We start from the raw sequence: 17676 nt of genomic DNA, 5'->3' as shown, positions 1-17676 counted from the left end.
AATATATTGAATACTACAACAATGAAAGGATCAGGCTGAACTTAAATGGAATGAGCCCGGCACAATACCGGGCTCATCACACTAATCGCTAAATTTTAAACCGTCCAACTTTTGGGGTTCAGTCCAATCGCTCCCGGGGCTTTTTTTGATTTCCGATTTGGTTTAAATAGGATCAAATTTCACCTGACTCCTCGCACCACAGCAGTTTTTCATTCCAATGGATCCGCAGCATCGTTAACGACACGCTCCGTCTTTGTGAAATTGAAATATTTGTAAGAGTCCAGGACTGACAGGTCAATAGAGACCTTATAGGTACCCCAATCGTATTTTGCCTCTGCTTTCACAACGTTTTTTTTGAATTTCCCGGCAGGTTTTGCAGTCTTTTCAAGGTGTTCATACATCACCCGGCCGTCCATTTCTGGCGGTATGGGTAAGCCGTAAAGAGCCAGTACGGTAGGGGCGATGTCGACGTTGGAAGTCGGCAGCTCGCTGCTTAAAGTACTTTTGAAGTCGGGACCGTCGGTAAATAATGCGATATTGATTTCATAGGGGCTCGATCCGCCGTGGCCCGCTACGCCACCTGAGAAATCTGTTCCCGCGTAGCCTTTGTCATTTTTGTCATCGTTCCAGTTAGGGGCCACCAGAATGTCGCCCGATCGGGTTGGATGGTTGTAATGGACTGCATCAAAGGACAAGGTGCCTTCCACCCAGCCTTTCATATCTCCACTTTTTTTAGGTTTAGTAAAAACAGCCCCGATCCAAGCCGTTTTATGCAGCGCCGCGACGATGTTTTTAATGGTACTTTCATTGTGATCTTTTACGTAAATAGCGCCTTCCGAAACCACCACATCATCAGATTCCTTGTCTTTTTTCAAACCTGCCGAAATCAGCATTTCGCTTAGATTCTGCTTTCCCGTGTGGGTAACAAACCCGTGATCTGTCGAGATCAGAATGTTGTAATGCTTTCTTAAATCCCTTGCGTCAAGCGAATCCAGTATTCTCCCGAACTGAGCGTCAACATACTTAATGGCCGCCACAGCCTGCTCGGAGCCAATGCCGTAGCGGTGTGCAGCGCCGTCAGGATCCGAAAACCAGACAGCGCTCACAAGCGGACCATCGTTTTTGAGGCCGTAATGCAGCAGTGCATCTGCAATCCACTTGTGCTTTATGAATACATCACCTGTTCCTTTTTGCAGCGGCCCGATATCGGACATTACCTGTGCTTTAAACGACTCGGGTAGGATCAGTTCCTGATTAATGATGGCGCCTTTGCCGACTTTGTAATTTTGCAAATAGGCCTGCCCGGTTGTGCCTGAGCTGAAAACCATCATTCGTTCGCCTGCCGCGTCAAGGACTTCGCCGAGTGAAACGGCAGTGAGCAGCTGCCCGGATTCTGACTGTTGCACTTTTATGAGCTCATCGTAAGTGGTTCCGATCGCCTTGTTCGGGCTCACTTTCGGGAAATAAATGGAGTTGCCGAGCAATCCGTGCGTGCCCGGATAGGAACCGGTTGCATAGGACGAGGAGTTCACGCGCGTTACCGTGGGAAATACGCTGTGGTGGTGATTCCCCCGCGAGGCTTTTTGTGCAAATGCATACAAATTTGGCATTTGCGCCTGGGTAATGTAGTCAGGGCGAAGACCATCGAAGAACACGATCAGCGTCTTGTTTTTGTCCTTTACGGTTTTAGGGCCAGCTGCTTTTTGTCCGGCTTGCTTTGCATTTGAATAGGTTGGAACGACAGGCTTAATGCCGGCCTTTTTTGCAGCAGGCAGAAAATCCGCGACGTTATTGACCAACGCAAAATCAACACCACCGGCAAATAATGCACCCAGTTCGTCGGGTGATTTGGCATAGAAATAATTGATTTTAATATGATTATCCTTTAAGGTTTTCATCAATGCAGTTCTTTCCTCCCCTGATTCGTTGCGTAACAACTGGATGAAATTAGCATGATTATCGATCGTCGCCTGCACATATTTCGGCGTGTTTTTCCGGTAGCTATTCTCCCCGTTGCAGATCAGAATCCCTGGAACTGCTTTTCTGGCACCTTCGGCTGCTTTTTCCGAGCAGGTCAGAAATGCCTGGTGCAACCGGCCCGATTTGGCCAGCAAAGCAGCCGCTTTTGCCCCGACAGCTTCGTCACCTTTCAAATGACAGTTGAGCCAGACATTATCGGGCATCATCGCGAGTGTCTCTTCAAAAGTAGGTACCTGCGTTCCTTTAAACTTCTCTGCCTTTTTGACACCGGCATCCAAAGCACGGATCTGGGCGAATGTAAGCCCGGATACCTGGCCATTCCCATTCGTAGTGCGGTCGACAGCATCGTCGTGCATGATCACCATCGCGCTGTCTTTGGTAAGCTGGATGTCGAACTCGATCATCTGAGCGCCGAGCCTGACAGCCTCCGCAAATGCAGGTAATGTGTTTTCGGGATGGGTATCCATGCAGCCGCGGTGTGCGCACAAGCCGCGCTCGGGCATCTTAATATTCGAGTTTTGCGCCCAGGCGACATTTGCTGCCAAGGCAGCCCAAAGAGAAAGGACTGCCCAGATAGCGATTTTATTTTTAAAGATCATTTTGAAATCAGATATGTATCTAAAACTATTTATCCCACCAAACCTTAATGTCACTGTCATCACCACCCATCGAGGCCACTGCGCCGGCCAGTGCTTCCGGGTTCAGCGATTGCAGATAAGTAGGGTAGGGAACCCGGGAAGGGAACGTGTTTTCTGACGGAATGCCATTGCCGCGCGGCAATACAGGATAACCCGTTCTCCGCTTTTCAAACCAGGATTGGTAGTCTACGAAAAAGTAAGCATAATACTTTTGCAGCATGATCTGCTCCAATTGCTTTTCGGCAGCAGCAGTTGTATTAAATGCAACGCCCGGCTGCGTGATAAACCCGGCTGGCATGCTCACGCCCCATTGCGTCATCGAAGCGGCAATGCCCGATTCGTAATGTTTCTCAGCGGTTGAACCGGTCGTGTATCCCTTTACGGCCAGCTCTGCTTTGATGAATTCTACTTCCGCTAGTGTCATCATCAAGCCCAGCTGAGGTAATGTTTTCAATGCATCCGAGTAGCTCGAATTGCTTCCTACTGCATATTCCAGCGTGGTCGGGTAGCCGCTTTCAATGCCGCGGAACACGTTTTCAGTGCCGGATTTGACCTGCGTTGCCCAAGCCGCGCGGCGTGGATCGCCCGACTCGTTCATGCGGTCCATGAAGAATTTGGTATAATAACTACCATCGCGCCAGTCCACCTGCCTTGCATTGTAAAAAGGATTGAAAAAAGGAAATGTTCCCGGATATCTGAAAATTGCTTCGTCGGCATTAGTGGTAAAAACGGGGTTAGCGGCCGGGTCGGCCAGGATCGCTGTGATCTGTTCTTTTACATTCACTTCACCTTCTCTTTTCGAAATCCGTAACAGTAATCGCAATCGCAGGGAGTTGCAGAACTTCTTCCATTTGAGAATTCCAGGATTTTTCCCACCAGATAAAGCATTGGAATTGTAAAGCATATCTCCGCCATAAGTCAGCGCCTTTGTTTCATCCAGCAAAGCATTGGCCGTTTCCAGGTTTTTCAGAAGCTGGATATAAATATCCTTTTGTTTATCGAATGTAGGTTTGAAGTTCCCTTCAATCGCTTTGGTCGCCTGAGAATAAGGCACATCGCCGTAAAGGTCCGTCAGAATCGAGTAGCTCCACGATTTGTAGATCAGCGAAATGGCTTTGTAATTGTTCTCATTCAATTTGTCGGCGATGATGTAAATGTCTTCGATATCAGTGAGATAGGTATAGAAATTATTCCATACGCCGCTTCCCGGGTTTACAATGTAGCGGTGCAGCCCGCCACCGCCTGCACTGGCGCGCGGCGCGTCCACCTGCATAAGCTCGTGGGTAAAATTGCGGCTGGCATTTACGGTACTGTTCACGATCTGGTATTGCAGCTGTCCCAGCATCACGCCCGGTGTAATTTCCTTGGGGCGGTTGGGGTCGGTGTTGAGCTCATCGAAATTGTCGGTGCAGGAGACCAAAATGGTCAGAAGCAGCACAAATGGGATATATGTTTTCTTAAACATGATTTCTTTTAATTAAAATTTCAATGTAATGTTCATTCCCATGGTCCGGGTGGAAGGGAATTGCGCCAGCTCAACACCCGGCGTGAGGGTACCGTTGTTCAGGTTTCCGCCTTCGGGATCAAATCCAGGAAATTTGGTAAAATTGAAAAGGTCCCTGCCAAATACAGCCAGGCTGGTCTGGCGTACGCCGATCCTGGATAGCATTGCTTGCGGCAGGTTAAACTCTACGCGCAGCTCCCTTATTTTCAAAAAAGAAGCATCGAAAATGTTGGTTTCAGCATTAGCGATCTGGTAATAGTTGTCATAGTAAGAGCTGGCAGGGACTTTCACAGTATTTGGTGTAAAGCTTCCGTCCGGCTGTTTTACCACACCCTGACCAATGATCCCGTCTTCCCGGCCCGGCAAAGTGACTTTGGTTTTACCCAAAGTATTGTTCTTGTGGTTGGTCTGCGAAAACATGCTGCCGCCTTTCTGTCCATCCAAGAGCAGGCTTACCCGCACGTTTTTGATCGTAAATTCATTGGAAATGCTCGCTTTCCAGTCCGCAAATGCATTACCCCATTTTTTGGCAACCGGATCCAGTGCGGCCGGAAGTCCTACCGAGGAATAAATGATCTGACCGTCCGGAGCACGCTGGAAACCACGGCCATACATATCGCCCATCAACCCGCCTACGCGCGCCTCAATGCTCACATTGGTATTGTGCGCATAAATCACCTGGTTAGTAATCCCGGAGGCAAGTTCTCTTACGAAACTCCGGTTTCTTGACCATAATAAGGTAGTATTCCAGCTGAAATCTTTGGTAGTAACCGGCTTGCCCGTAAGCTTGACTTCCACGCCGCGACTGTTGATCAGTCCCGCATTTATCAATGCATTCGAATAGCCTGAAACGGGATCCAAAGGAATGGCCAGGATCTGGTTTCGGCTATTGTTATTATAATAAGCAACGTCCAGACCAACCAGATTTTTCAGCAAACGAACATCCAGACCAAACTCATAACTGGCCGTGATCTCAGGTTTGAGTTCTGCATTGAAAAGGGTAGAGGAGTTGGTAAAGCTGTTTCCGTAAACCCGGTCGTAATAGCGCGCGGTCTGGTAGGGGCGGGTATCGTTACCCACCTGCGCCCACGACGCACGGAACTTGGCAAAGGAAACAGCCTGCGGCAGTGTGAAAAGCTCATTGAGCAGGAAACTGGAACTTACGGATGGATAAAAGAACGAATTGTTCCCGTATGGCAGCGTGCTCGACCAGTCATTCCGGCCGGTCACGTCCAGGAATATTTTTTCATCCCATGAAAACTGGGTCGCGGCATAGATGCTGTTGATCGCTTTCTTTGTTTTTAAAGGATCTGCTACCGCCTGATCAAGACTGTTGGAAATTTGGTAAATCCCCGGCTGTGCAAGCTGGTCGGCGTACATACCAGCGAAATCGTAGGACTGACGCATTGCATTGCCGCCAACAGAAGCAGTAACATCAATCAAGCCGCCGATCTTGTCCTTGTAGTTGAGCAAAAAGTCAGTATTTGATTCATAAGTAAATACATTCTGCTCCCGGTACATGCCTCTCGGGTAGCGCGTCATACTGAACGGGCGCTGCTGCGAACGGAATTCGAAAGCCATATCCAGGCCCGAGCGCACGAGCAGGTCAAACTTTTTGGAGATCTCATAATTGGCCGACACATTTCCGATAAAGCCATGCTTGTTCATTTTGTTAAGCATTTCATACATACCTAGGTACGGATTGTCGGGCGTCGGGTTGAAAGGCGCTCGTTGCTTCACATTCTCCAATCCTGGCTCCCAGTAGGGCTTAAACCATTCGGGTTTGATGTTTGGCGTTGTGCCCAGGATCAGAAAATACATCAGCGACTGGTTGTTATATCCCGCCATCGGCAGGTTGTCGCTTTTCTTGTTGGTATAGTTTGCCTTCCCGTTTATTTTTAATCTTTTAGAAACGCGCTGATTGATCGACAATGCAGCATTGAGCCTTTCAAAACCTGTATTTGGAATAATCCATTTGTTTTTCAAATGCGTGAGTGACAAGCGCGCCGATCCATTTTCACCGCCGCCTTCAATTGAAACACTATTCGAAAATGTAGTTCCGGTCTGGAAAAAACCGGAAATGTAATCCTTGTTGGCAACCCAGGGCGTGCGCACGGTCGGCCGGCCATCAGGCGCGTCGGGATTATATTGGAAATAGGACTGACCATCAAACTTAGGACCCCAGGCTCTTCCGGCTGCAACTGTTGTGGCTGTGTTTGGGCCATCCTCACTGTCCAGATAAGAAAAATACGCATTGCTTCTTCCTTCACCATATTCAAACTGATAGTCCGGATAGCGGTTGATCTGTTCAACACTGAAATTGGAATTGACCGTTACACCAATACCCTTGTCCTGGCGGACGCCGGATTTGGTTGTGATAATGATCGCTCCGCCCGCGGCGCGGCTTCCGTAAAGTGCTGTCGCGCCCGGGCCTTTCAGCACAGTTACTTTGTCGATATCGTCGGGGTTAATGTCGGACAGGCTCGAACCGTAATCCACCGGGCTATCGGCCGAAAGGTGTGAATTGAAGCCGGTTCCGGTGATCCTGCTGCTTACCGGCACGCCGTCCACAACGATCAACGCCTGGTTATTGTCAAGGTTTAATGACGATTCGCCGCGCAATGTAATGCGGGAAGAACCCATTGGCCCGGCGCCCGCACCCTGAATGTTGAGCCCTGCTACTTTCCCTGAAAGGGTATTGACCCAGTTGTTGGATTTGGCATCTTTCACCGCGTTCTCATTGATCGTCTGCGCAGCGAAGCCTAGTGATTTTTCTTCTCTTTTAATACCCAAAGCGGTTACTACCACTTCATTGAGAATTTTGGTATCCTCTTTTAATATGATATCAATAACGCTTCTATTGCCGACAGGCTGATCCTGGGAAAGAAAACCGATGGCGGAAAAAACAAGGGTCGCATTTTTGGATGGAGCAGCCAATGAGTAGTTACCGGTGGCGTCTGTGGTAGTACCTGAGCTGCTTCCTTGCACGAGGATACTGACGCCTGGAAGCGCCTCCCCGGATTGTGCGGTTACCTTACCGCTGATGGTGACGGACTGGGCGGACACTTGCAGAGACAAGCAGCATCCAGCCAGCAAAGCAAAGAATGCCTGCAGTAAATTTACTTTCATTAACACATATTGTTTAGGTGAGCTCGCCGCAATGGAGTGAAACGGCGCAGTGATCATACAAACCGCAAAACTACCTTTGGTCTGTTAGCTGTATTTTAATCCAGGATTATACAATCGTTAACTTTTCAAGAAGCCGTGAAATCATCTTTGCGCATTAATGAGCGTGGATTTCAATGAGCGGAAGACTATTCAGAATCGAGATAATTAGTCGCATAATTTTTAGGAAGAAAAACCCGCAAACCCGCGACAGAGACTGACTATTTTAGGAAAGATTATTAAAATGGCTGATTTCAGGGATGGTTACTTCGCATTGCACGTTGTAACTTTGAGCATATTTATTTGCCTTATCAACATTCCCTGAGTTCAGATGAAAAAAATATTCTTAATCGGCCTGCTTTGTTCCTACTGTATTTCAAGCCCGGCGCAGCTGCTTGACCGGATCAAAAACAGGGTTGAGCAAAAAGTGGTGGATCAGATTGATGATTCGATCGATAAGGCGACCCAGAAAAAGAAAAACAAGGATAAAACCAGTACAGCCGATACCTCTGCTTCGGGTACAGCCCAGCCGGGTGCGGCCCAGCCGGGTGCGGCTCAATCAACTACGGTACCATCCGAAACGCAGCAGGCGGGGACAGTAGCTGCGCCGGCTGTTAACGAGCAGGCAGGTGGGGCTGCCGGTAAAAACGCGACAGATATAACCGCTTATTCCAGGTTTGATTTTGTGCCGGGTAACAAGATCATACTTCATGAAGATTTTTCGCAGGATGAGTTGGGCGATTTTCCGGCTAACTGGAATACGCGCTCGGGTGCAGAAATCGTCAATATTGCCGGCAAGAGCGGCAAATGGCTGCGCATTAATCAGAATGGCGTTTTTTATCCCGAATACCTGACCGGCGATCTGCCGGAAAATTTTACATTACAGCTCGATCTGATCGGGAATAAGAATGTTTCGAATATTGGTGAATTCATGATCAGTCTGATGCAGACCAGCACGGTCGATGAAAAGTTTGCCTGGGGGACTGCGGATCAGGTTTCGACTCCGAGTTTTAAAATCTCTTTCCAACCCACATCCTCTGAAAACGGCCAACTGCGCTATTCCTCCAACCTGATCGGTAATCAGTACAAGTATGGGGTAGCCGAATTTAATACGCATGAAAACGCAGCCAAAGTTTCAATCTGGAAGCAAAAGCAACGTGTGCGTGTGTACCTGGACAGCACCAAAGTCCTCGACCTCCCACGTGCGCTGGATCCGGCGGCAACTTTGAACTCGTTAATATTTGCAGCCGAAAATCCAGACTTCAACCAAAAAGGAGGCGCATTTTTTATAGGAAATATACAGCTGGCTGTGGGAGCGGCAGATACGCGCAACAAGCTAGTGAGCGAAGGCAAGTTCGTGACACGCGGGATCCTGTTCAATGTCAATAGTGACAAAATCCTTCCGCAGTCGTATGGGACACTGAAAGACATTGCCCAGGTTTTACAGGAAAACACTTCACTTCGCGTTCAGATTGTTGGACATACCGATGCTGATGGAAATGAGAATACCAATGAAGACCTTTCAAAACGCCGTGCGGGCGCGGTGAAGGAAACATTGGTTTCTACTTTCAGTATTGACGCCTCGCGGCTGGAAACGGATGGGAAAGGCAAATCGCAGCCGATCGATACAAATGATACCCCGATTGGAAAGGCCAATAATCGCAGGGTGGAATTTATCAGGCTCTAAACGCATTGCACGTTTTGTTACACAATGCGCTCATAGAGGTCTTTCAGCTCGCTCTGATAGCGGGAAGCGGCGTCAAGATTCACTTCCCGGATCGCATCGTAGTCTTCGGTCTTTAATTGAATGCTATTATCTATCGCCTGGTGGAAAACGTCGGCCCCGCTTTGCGTTAGTTCTGCAATAACGTCCCGGGCATTATCAAGGATAAATGAATTCCAGATGTCAGTGGTAATCGCCTCACCCGAGTTTTTATATTTATCAACATATTTGCTGATGACAGCGTCGGTTCTGTCCCTGTGACTAAACAACAGGTTGTGAAATGTGAGCATTTTCAGGTGAGGGTTTTTAGATAGAATAGTGTGCGTACAGTGCGCATTCCTGCCTTATGTATGACGGGCAGGCACTTACTTCTTCACTACTTTAGTGCGCTCGACAGTTCCATTGTCAAATGTTATTTTGACGATATATAGTCCCACAGGAAAATGATTGATACTAAATGTAGAATCTGCATTTGAGAATTCTGACCTTCCCTGATCCATTACAAGTTTACCAGCAGTATTCATGAACTGCACACGCTGAATTTTTCCCGGATCATTGGCAAGCAATGTAAGCTGATCAACGGCAGGATTAGGGTAAAGTGCGATCTTATTGGCCGCATCCAGACTGATGCTTCTGATCTTGCTATATGCGAAAGTCTCGTCTTTGTCGATTATTTTCAGACGGTACAGGCTCTTTCCTTTCACCGGAGTAGCGTCGGTATAGGAATAGGAAATCAACTCAGCACTTTCGCCGTTTGACATCACATGAGCCAGCTTATTCCAAAGTTTCCCGTTTTCGCTGCGTTGAATTTCGAAGCGATCGCTATTGGTTTCCGAAGTTGTCGCCCAGTCCAGTACAACCGTTCCCAGTTCTCCTTTTGCAACATTAAATCGGGTCAGCGTCACAGGCAGGGAAATCTCCGAGTTTGAAATTATATTGTTGTCCAGCGATATTTTGCCAGCCGTCGACAATGCCCTGCCGCTGAGAGAAGCGCCCGATGCCAGGTTAATTGCGCCTGCGTTTACGACAGATCCCTTAAAGTTTACGCCAGATGCCACATTGAATGCACCATTCACCTGCCAGTATACATTTGTAGTCTGCGCGCCGCCGGTTAGAATGATATTTGCTGATGCATCCGCAGAAAGTGCACCGTTAATTTTAATGATAAAAATAGCATCAGGATTACCTTCGGCATCCAGGGTAAGGTCACCAGTGAATGCGGTGGCAGTTGTGCTGCAATGCACACCTTCGAGTAGCGTAGCGCCCTCGCCAATGGTCGAGCCCAAAGATGATTCGCACGGGTTGGATACTTCGCTAGCCAGAAAAGCGTAGGCTGCTGCCACGTCGGCTACTGCCAGTGCTCCTTCAATATCGCCAAAGTGCGTCTGGCCTGTCACTGTAACAGGGGTTCCGGTAACGTCGCCGGTGAAATTACCGATATCGCCGGTGACCGTCGTAGTTCCTGTGTTAGCAAATTCTCCGGCTGATGTATAAAGGGCAAACCGCAAAGCTATACCGAAAGTGGGGGCCGTTTGAGCCGAGCTGAGGTGTGGCGCGAGTGCTATAAAGGTTGTAGCTGCCAGTACGTTGAGAAAAGATGGTTTCATATAGATGAAGTAAGCGTGAGTGAAGTTTCACGAAAACAAAGATGGTCTCTTTGCTGCCATGTAATATTATATCTTGTGTAGTAATAGTTGCAAGATTCACACTTTTGAGCAGCTGTTACTTTGAGTTTTCTTGTAGCTAATTTAGGATGGCCGGCTAGTTGGGCATTTACCAAATGCGGGTAAACGTGACTGATTGCGTCTTTAAACAAAAAGACCAACTTTAATATGAGCCTAAACCTGAAAGTAAGTGCCCTGCTGCTTTTGTTAGCCTGCGGAAATATTGCCGACGCGCAGCAGAAGCAGGTTGACCCCGATGCCAGGTATGCCGAGGCGGAAATTGTTCAGCAAAAAGCGAATGGATTTAAGGGAATCTGGTACATGAACCAGCCTTCGAATGATGAATATGTGTACAAATACAGCGGCGGGCTGGCGGTTTATCCGGCTAACCATCGCCCGTTTGCAGTGTATTCAAAGGAAGTAGACAAAACGTTTTTCTGCTTCGGCGGCACGGACGATGCTAATTCGACATTACTTCATAATGTGTCCTATTTTGATCACAAAACCAAAAAGGTAGCAAATCCTGTTATTTTGCTCGATAAAAAAACAACCGATGCGCACGATAACCCCGTGATCTCGATCGACGACAAGGGGCATATCTGGATCTTTTCCACTTCCCACGGCATACAGCGGCCCTCGTACATTCATAAAAGCAGGAAACCCTACGATATTAGCGCATTTGAGACCGTGAATGCCACTGAGCTGGTCGATGGGAAAGAGCAACCTTTCAATAACTTTTCGTATTTCCAGATCTATCCGATCAAAGGCAAAGGATTTCTGGCGCTTTTTACCAAATACAATAAAGCCGCTCAGCGCGTGATCGGTTACAATACCAGCCCGGACGGTGTGCGCTGGGGGGAATGGAAAGTACTGGCCCACATTCAAACCGGGCATTACCAGGTAAGCGCGGAAGCTGACGGAAAGGTAGGAGTGGCTTTCGACTATCATCCTGACGGAAAAGGGCTTAATTACAGGACCAACCTGCATTACCTGGAAACTTCGGATTTTGGAAAAACCTGGCAGAATGCCGAGGGAGCTCAGGCGCAGTTGCCAATTACATCTACCCGAAATATCGCATTGGTGAAAGATTACGCAAGCGAGAAACTGAACTGTTACCTTCTGGATATCACTTTTGACAAAAAGAAAAAACCCGCGATCCTGGTGATTTCCAGCAAAGGTTTCGAAGCGGGTCCGGGGAATAATCCAAGAGAGTGGACGCTGTTTCAAAGAAAGAAAAAAACGTGGAATAAGAGCGTTGTAACCACTTCGGACAGCAATTACGATATGGGCTCGGTATATGTGGAATCCAGAAAAGTGATGAAGGTAGTGGGTCCCACAGTAGACGGGCCGCAGGCTTACAACCCGGGCGGCGAAGTGGCTATGTGGCTGACCAAAAACGGTGGCCGAACCTGGAAGAAAGAAAAGCAGCTCACCCAAAACAGCGAAATGAACCATTCTTACGTGCGCCGGCCTTCCCACGCGCAGCCTGATTTTTATGGGATCTGGGCCGATGGGAACGGACGAAAACCGTCGGAATCGAATCTATACTTTACCAACCGGAACGGAGATGTGTACAGGCTGCCCAGAAGTCGCAGCGAAGATATGATTACGCCCGAATTAGTGAAGTAATTTGAGTAAATACAAAAAGCGCCGGGCATTTGGAAAGTGCCCGGCGCTTCTTTGTATCTGTAATTAAATAAGCGGTTTCAATGCTTCGCCCACCATAACGGAGAAAGCGTTCCATCCACACTTCCCAGGAAGTTCAGTGCCTGATCGTAACCTCTTGCATTGCTCGCAGGCAAGCTGGAAGGATATTTCAGACGCTGCGGGAAGAATTTGATATTCGACGTCATGTAGTTGCTCGCATTCAGCGCAGGCATATTCACCAGCGGGTTTTCAACTGCCGGGTTCTCAAAGAAAGGCAGCCCCAGCCTGCGATGATCGCTCCATGCTTCCAGCGGCAGCCACGGTGTTTGCGCAATAAACTTTTGCGTGATGATCTTGGTGAGCAGATCATTCTTAACAGCCCCGTTTTTGTACAGGTTGTTGACAGGATAAGTCTTGTTCACAGTGCCTTCCGCATTGGTATAACCGTCTTTAAATTTCATCGGATAAGTTGCAGGCGGCTCGGCCACATGCGCCCAGCTTACCGAAGTACCAACCCGGTTGTACGCAGTTGAAGCTTTATAAGCGGTGGCAAAACCTGCCACATTCCAGTAGGCGAAACTTGCGTCGATACCTGCTTCGTAGGCAGCCTGTCCGCTCATTGGAACAGTCCAGCCTCTTACAGCAGCCTCAGCCAGCAAGAAGTACGTTTCCCAAGGCGCGAAGAAGATTCTCTTACTGGTGCCATTGCGCAAATGCTGCCCGTGGCGGGGAATAGTCCCGTTGTACGAGCGCACATTGTTTTTAGCTCCCTTTGCGCCCCAGTCACCGTTTGCAGGTGCATTCCACGTATTTTTCGCCTCAATCTTTGTAACGGTTGCTCCCGCTGCGTCTACCAGGGTACGTTCCGTAGTTTTGGCTGTGTTATCCCAAGAAGGGTAAGCATTGAAATCCGAATTGTCCACATCACCCGGGATGATATAGGTTTTGTAAGCGCGCGGATCGATTGTGTTTGGCAGCCCGTCCAGCCAGTAACCCGCCGAAGGATCGTTGGTCATGGTCGTGAAATGATCCGCAAAGCGCAATCCAAGATAATCCTGTGGCTTGATGAAAGGCAGCTGCGCAGGTTTTACCTGTTCAGCGGATGTGATACCACCCAGGCCGAGGTACAGGTTATTGATCGTCGCCGAGATAGGGAAGTAGTTCCACTCGCGGGTCATCACGCCGGTCAATGCATCCCAGCCAGCCGTTTCCTGGATCTGGAAAGTTTCGTCTGCCGCAGTCAGCAGAGGGCCCGCCGCCGCCGCTTCGAATTCAGCTTTTGCTTTCGCCGGATCTACCTCCGAAAGACGCATAGCAAGTCGCAACCGCATGGAATTCGCATATTTCTGCCATTTAGCATAATTGTAACCGTAAGCCTGGTCGTATTTGGAAATCGCCGAGCTGGAAATGCCCAGGTCGAGTTTGGCAGAAGCGTCTTTCAGTTCATCCAGCAGGTAATAGTAAACCGTTTTTTCATCAGAAAACTCCGGATTTTTTCCCTCAAAACCATTAATGGGAATAGGGCCGAAATTGTCGGTAAGCTCGCTCAGCAAGTACACTCGCCAAATCCGCGCCACCTGCAACAGATTACCGGTATATTCCTTGATATTACCCGTCGCGATCTGTTTCTCGGCTACCTGCACGGCGGCATAAATGCTGTTCAGCCAGCCGCCCAGGTACCCCGCTCCATAGTAGTCGCTCGACCAGCCGTCGTTATAGCCTCCCGTCGAGATACCCCCGCCCGCCTGCTGGCGACCGGCCGTTTTCCAATACAATACAAATACGCGCTCGGCAATATGCGGGTCCATCTGGCTCCCGATAATCGAACCGTTGATAAAATACTCCACCTGCACCTGACTTTCAGTGGCCAGGTAAGGGTCTGCATTTATCTCGTCAAAATCATTGCAGGCGGTTGTCAGCAACATCAGCGCCGCAGCGGGCAAAAGCGCCCTTCTTAAAAATGCTTTCATATTTTAAATATCTTTTGTCTAACTGATGTATCAGAATCCGAGGGTAAGCGAGAAAAGGAACGAGCGCATCGTTGGGAAACCACCGTTTTCAAAACCGACTGCATTGGTACCAGTTGCGAAAACAGACTCAGGGTCAATGCCTTTCAGGTGGCTTTTGATCATCCAGACATTATTGGCCGACGCGCTGATCTTCGCTTTCTGGAAGGTATTGCCCAATAGCTTTTTAGGAAGACTGTAACTGAGCATCACGTTTCTCAAACGGATATTGGTCGCATCGTACACGTAAGCTTCGCCTACACCCAGGTTATTCAGGGTAGAAACCGTGCTCCAATATTGCTGCTGGGTAACCGGTTCGGTATTGACCGTCGCCTGATCTCCTTCTCCCATCACAACACCGTCCACCACAAATTCAGGTCTTTCGCCGCCCGGCGCAGTTACTGCCGCAGCTCCCGCCGATTGCAGACCCACATTGGATGCAGAGAATATTTCGCCGCCCAGACGCGCATCGATCAGGAAGGAGAGCCCGATTCCCTGGTAAGAGAAGTTATTGGAAATGCCCAAAAGTCCTTTTGCCTGCTGGTTACCCAGCTTCACGATCGTCGCGTCACGCTGCGGAAGTCCTTCGGCTGTCAGCACCATTTTGCCAAAATGCGGGCTGGCCTGATCTTTCACGCGCAGAAACTGGGTTCCGTAAATATCCCCGTACAATCCGTCGGTGGTCGCTCTGATAAACAGATCATCGAATGCACCAAGCTGGTATTCATTCACGCCCAGGTCTTTGGCGATATCGATGATCTTATTTTCGTTTTTAGAGAAGTTCGCTGTCAACGACCAGTTCAGGGAAGTCGGTTTGGTTAAAATACCCAGGTCAGCCATAATCTCGATCCCTTTGTTCTGAATATTACCCGCATTCACTTTCATGTTCGAATAGCCGCTCATCGGGTCCATCGGAATATCGATCAACTGGCGCGTCGCATTGGATTTGTACCAGGTAAAGTCCAATCTCAGCCTGTTGTTGAGCAGCTTCAATTCAGTTCCCAGTTCCAGATTTTTGATCAATTCGCTGCGTACGCCCGAACTTTTCAGCAGCGATTGCCGTACCGCGATCGTATTGCTCAATGGATCTTTGGAAATATTATACCCATTGTAAAGCTGGTAAGGCGCCAGGTCATTTCCCACCGTCGCATAAGAGCCGCGCAGCTTGGCGTAGTTGATCCAGAGCGGCAGGGTAGTGCCCATTTTATCAAGCATATCCGTTACTACATAAGAAAGGCTGTACGAAGGATAGAAATAGGAGCGGTTTTCTTCGATCAACGCAGAAGACCAGTCATTACGCGCCGTCACATCAAAGTAGATCCAGCCTGCATAATTTATTCCCAGAGAACCGTAAACGGAGTTGATCTTTTTGCGGCTGTAACCCGGCCAAACCTGCGGAGCTGCCGCTGAATTGGTAGGTGTAAAAAGGTTAGGAACCTCCAATGCGCCCGTATTCACCGTAAGGGAGCTATACTTCTGCTGCATTAAGTTACCACCTAATGTAAAGGTACCTCCCAGCTGACCGAATACTTCATCTTTGGTCGCTTTGATCAATGCGCTGTAATTGGTTTCGCTGAAAGTTTGCTTGCCCAGCGAATAGGAGTTGGAAAGCGGGCCGCCTGCGTAGGTTTTGCGTTCGGTATTGGTTGTGTATAAATCACCTCCTGCTTTCACTTCCGCATCCAGCCAGTCTGTAAATGCATATTTCAACGATCCGTTCATGATGAAACGGTTACGCGTATCATTGTTGAGGTTGTATTTGCTGAGCCAGTAGGGGTTGGACTGCGAGCCCGGCGCGCCCGGGTACCAGAGCATTTTCCCAAATTCATTGGTAGCAGCGCTGAAATCGGTGATATCCAAACTCCGCGGCAACATATATAATACGAACACGCTGCTGTTGTCCCGACCATTGATCGGCCGGTTGTAACCTGAGGTATTGTTGTATGCCATTTTAATGTCGCTCGTCCAGCGGCTTTCCTTGCCGAAATGCGTAGTGGCCTTCGAGGTGAAGTTCAGGCGCGTCAGTTTGTTTCCGGGAATAATACTTCTGTCTTCCAGGTAGTTAAGTGATGCAAAAACCGCAGTTGATCCGTATTGCTGTTGCAGGCCAAGACTATAATTTTGACTCGAACCAGACCTCAAAAATGCATTGACATTGTCGTGAATAGCCAGAGGCGCCTGCGTGCTGTCCCACTTGGTCACTGATTGTCCCTCCACTTTTGGGCCCCAGCTGGTGGTATTCATCGCATTGTAAATATTATCAGTACCCTGTCCGAATGTATTCTGGAGTTCAGGTTTGATAAAGATATTCTCAGTGCCCAGGGTCGTAGAGAATGTGATACCCAGCCCCGGCTGTTTCCGTCCGGATTTGGTCGTGATCAGAATAACCCCGTTACCTGCGCGCGAACCGTACAATGCCGCAGCAGAAGGTCCTTTCAGTACGCTCATGGATTCGATATCCTCCGCGCTGATATCGCCGAGTCCGTTTCCCAGATCCAGGCCAGCGCCCCAGTAACCATTTTCTGTGGTACCTGTGAAGTTGTCGATCGGGATACCGTCCACCACGATCAGCGGCTGGTTGCTGCCGGTCAGTGAGGTATTCCCGCGTAATACAATCTTGGAAGATCCGCCGGCACCGTTACTGGACCTTACTACCTGCAAGCCGGCAACTTTACCCGTGAATGCATTTGCCAGGTTGGTCTCTTTTGCGTCAGATAATGCCGATCCCTGGATTTCCTGGATCGCATAGCCCAGCGATTTTTTCTCCCGCTGAATACCCAGCGCGGTCACCACCACTTCGGAAAGTGAGGTAGCGTCTTCCAGAAGTGTAATGTCGAAATAAGTCTTGTTGCCCACTTCGATCTCCTGCTTTACATACCCGATGTAAGAGATGCTCAGTACCGTTCCTGGTCCTGGAACTGCAATGCTGAATGCACCTTCCGTGTCGGTAGTCGTGCCCGTTTTCGATCCCTTTACTACAACAGTAACGCCCGGGAGAGGAGGGTTACCTGCGCCGCCTGTTACCTTTCCGGAGATCTTGGTCTGTGCATAGACCTCCGAAAAGCTTAGCAGTAGCAGCAAGCCAAATACAAGTTTTCTCATTAGATTATTGGTATAGGTAAAACAACTGATAAATTAGAAGGAAAGGTTTGCTGAAAAATTTACTTTATTCTGGTATAAGTGCAAGAATATTGCCAAATCGATCAGTTTATTAAAGTTATTCAAAATTATGTATTGAACTTTTGAATAATAGTGAAATATTATTTTTGTCACCGGTATTGCAAAAATAAGGATTGCAGGGCAAATGCACCGGGTACAAATGTTACATTGTACTGTATCAAAAGTTACC

10 protein-coding genes are annotated in these 17676 nt (G+C 48.6%); 3 read left to right on the top strand and 7 right to left on the bottom strand.

Annotation, left to right across the window (positions count from 1 at the left end; genetic code table 11):
- Nucleotides 1-5 precede the first annotated feature (5 nt).
- Nucleotides 6-92, top strand: coding sequence for an IS3 family transposase (locus KOD92_RS27795; RefSeq protein WP_406566161.1), 87 nt, complete (start codon nucleotides 6-8; stop codon nucleotides 90-92).
- Nucleotides 93-209: 117 nt separating this feature from the next.
- Here KOD92_RS27795 and KOD92_RS25780 read toward each other — a convergent pair whose 3' ends face one another.
- The 3 genes from KOD92_RS25780 to KOD92_RS25765 are packed head-to-tail and all read right to left on the bottom strand — an operon-like array spanning nucleotide 210 to nucleotide 7251.
- A complete protein-coding gene (locus tag KOD92_RS25780) occupies nucleotides 210-2579 on the bottom strand; it encodes an alkaline phosphatase family protein (protein ID WP_229254876.1) in 2370 nt (789 codons plus the stop codon).
- 25 nt (nucleotides 2580-2604) lie between these two features.
- Nucleotides 2605-4083, bottom strand: a complete 1479-nt coding sequence (locus tag KOD92_RS25770; RefSeq protein ID WP_215236485.1) for a SusD/RagB family nutrient-binding outer membrane lipoprotein — start codon at nucleotides 4081-4083, stop codon at nucleotides 2605-2607.
- A 12-nt stretch (nucleotides 4084-4095) separates the two neighbouring features.
- Nucleotides 4096-7251 (bottom strand): SusC/RagA family TonB-linked outer membrane protein, encoded by a 3156-nt coding sequence (locus KOD92_RS25765; RefSeq protein WP_215236484.1) that lies wholly within the window; start codon nucleotides 7249-7251, stop codon nucleotides 4096-4098.
- A 367-nt stretch (nucleotides 7252-7618) separates the two neighbouring features.
- Between KOD92_RS25765 and KOD92_RS25760 the strand changes: the two genes are divergently transcribed.
- Nucleotides 7619-8974, top strand: a complete 1356-nt coding sequence (locus KOD92_RS25760) for an OmpA family protein (RefSeq protein ID WP_215236483.1) — start codon at nucleotides 7619-7621, stop codon at nucleotides 8972-8974.
- 17 nt (nucleotides 8975-8991) lie between these two features.
- Here the strand turns inward: KOD92_RS25760 and KOD92_RS25755 are convergent, their stop codons facing one another.
- Both KOD92_RS25755 and KOD92_RS25750 read right to left on the bottom strand, forming a co-directional pair.
- Nucleotides 8992-9300: a hypothetical protein gene (locus KOD92_RS25755; RefSeq protein ID WP_215236482.1), complete on the bottom strand. Its 309-nt coding sequence runs from the start codon at nucleotides 9298-9300 to the stop codon at nucleotides 8992-8994.
- Nucleotides 9301-9375: 75 nt separating this feature from the next.
- Entirely contained in the window at nucleotides 9376-10617 is a 1242-nt protein-coding gene (locus KOD92_RS25750) for an ice-binding family protein (protein WP_215236481.1), read from the bottom strand.
- Nucleotides 10618-10842: 225 nt separating this feature from the next.
- Here KOD92_RS25750 and KOD92_RS25745 point away from each other — a divergent pair, with 225 nt between their 5' ends.
- Nucleotides 10843-12303 (top strand): BNR-4 repeat-containing protein, encoded by a 1461-nt coding sequence (locus tag KOD92_RS25745; protein WP_215236480.1) that lies wholly within the window; start codon nucleotides 10843-10845, stop codon nucleotides 12301-12303.
- Between the two features lie 77 nt (nucleotides 12304-12380).
- Here KOD92_RS25745 and KOD92_RS25740 read toward each other — a convergent pair whose 3' ends face one another.
- Both KOD92_RS25740 and KOD92_RS25735 read right to left on the bottom strand, forming a co-directional pair.
- Nucleotides 12381-14291: a SusD/RagB family nutrient-binding outer membrane lipoprotein gene (locus tag KOD92_RS25740; RefSeq protein ID WP_215236479.1), complete on the bottom strand. Its 1911-nt coding sequence runs from the start codon at nucleotides 14289-14291 to the stop codon at nucleotides 12381-12383.
- Between the two features lie 30 nt (nucleotides 14292-14321).
- Nucleotides 14322-17429 (bottom strand): SusC/RagA family TonB-linked outer membrane protein, encoded by a 3108-nt coding sequence (locus KOD92_RS25735; RefSeq protein ID WP_215236478.1) that lies wholly within the window; start codon nucleotides 17427-17429, stop codon nucleotides 14322-14324.
- Nucleotides 17430-17676 lie beyond the last annotated feature (247 nt).

The organism is Dyadobacter linearis, from assembly GCF_907165045.1.
GTDB lineage: Bacteria > Bacteroidota > Bacteroidia > Cytophagales > Spirosomataceae > Dyadobacter > Dyadobacter linearis.
Note: the sequence above shows the minus strand (reverse complement) of the source record. Positions and strands in the feature narration are given on the sequence as shown.